Source organism: Bartonella sp. AP36NXGY, from assembly GCF_042195865.1.
Classification (GTDB): Bacteria; Pseudomonadota; Alphaproteobacteria; order Rhizobiales; family Rhizobiaceae; genus Bartonella.
Genome location: NZ_JBHIPD010000102.1, coordinates 1 through 1,291 on the forward strand (window position 1 = coordinate 1; position 1,291 = coordinate 1,291).

Annotated in this window: 1 protein-coding gene and 2 pseudogenes; all 3 read right to left on the reverse strand. The window is 37.6% G+C overall.

What is annotated here, in order from left to right; all coding sequences use genetic code 11:
- Window positions 1-230 (reverse strand): annotated as a pseudogene (locus ACFINX_RS10080) (hypothetical protein); the annotation flags it as partial.
- Window positions 231-328: 98 nt separating this feature from the next.
- Window positions 329-1,018: a hypothetical protein gene (locus ACFINX_RS10085; protein ID WP_375668798.1), complete on the reverse strand. Its 690-nt coding sequence runs from the start codon at window positions 1,016-1,018 to the stop codon at window positions 329-331.
- Window positions 1,019-1,100: 82 nt separating this feature from the next.
- Window positions 1,101-1,291: pseudogene (locus tag ACFINX_RS10090) on the reverse strand (hypothetical protein); the annotation flags it as partial.

A 1,291-nucleotide genomic window follows, 5' to 3' on the forward strand; every position in this document is an offset into this window, starting at 1 on the left:
TTTGCATCATCATACACTCTTGCATGACCATAGACACAAGCCTCATCATAGACCCAGCAATTGCCATCATGGGATAGATTAGCTTCCTTTTCAATAAAGCCCCCTAAAGACCCTGCCTTTATATCATCGAAATCTTTTAAAGCTTTAATGCGATAAAGGTTTATAATATTTCGAGTAAGAGCATGTTTGATTTTTTTGATTTCACTGGTTAATTCGTATTTTTTGCACATAGGGATACCCTCACAATCTAATGTGATAAACGTTTTCTAAAATTTGAAATGGAAAATTGGATTGGAAAGCAGGCGCCCCCACAACGCCCATGCTTTATTTAAGCAGCGTTATTTTCAATAATCTTTACAACGGTATCGTTTTCATAAATTTCACAATCTTCAGGAATTCCATATGCATAATAAAAGTTTTGTTTGACATATGAATAACCATCTCTTTTTAACCTTGCATTGCCATGTACCAAACCTCTAATGGTGTGATAACCAGTCACTTTTGCATTCCCATAAACAGAACCATAGACCTTAACATACCCACCCACGCTAGCATTGCCATAAACCTTGCCATAAATTTTTGAAGAGCTACTTACAACAGCATGATCATAAACCTCAGCTTTGCTATAAATGCGTGCACTTCCTGTTAATTTTGCATTCCCATAAACCCTTGCATATTGATAAACCCACACCTTATCAGAAAGATGCGCATTATCATAAACATGAGCTCCAAAATACACGCGGGTTTTATCATATACATGCGCATTGCCATAAACAAAACCACCAATGGCAGCATTGCCATATACCCTTGCATTTTCATAAACGTGACCATTTTTAAACACAAGAGCCTCATCATACACCCAGCAATTGCCATCATGAGAGAGGTTATCTTCCTTTTCAATAAAGCCACCCAAGGCACCAGCCTTAACATCAGCAAAGTCTTTTAATGCTTTAATGCGATAAAGGGTATGATTATTAATTACACGCGTTTCATTTGTGAGTGCAAACTTCTTTTGCATGAGCACAATTCCTTTATAGAGATTTAAATTTTTAAATGAGATGTTTAAAGGAGGGCGCCCCCGCCGCGCCCGCGCGTGTCATTTACGCAGCATCACTTTCATATTCGCTGTTATCATCATCGTCATAATACCCTTCAAAATCAGCATAATACTCATGACGATAATAATCATCTTCGCTACCAAACTCAGGATATGCATCATCACAGATATCTTCATTAGCTGTTAAAGAGGCATTGCTATGAATATATGAAGAACCAGAGATAAGAGCATCAC

What these genes read in the sequence shown, in the direction of transcription:
- ACFINX_RS10085 (WP_375668798.1), bottom strand. Translation starts at nt 1,018, where the DNA reads ATGCAAAAGAAGTTTGCACTCACAAATGAAACGCGTGTAATTAATAAT.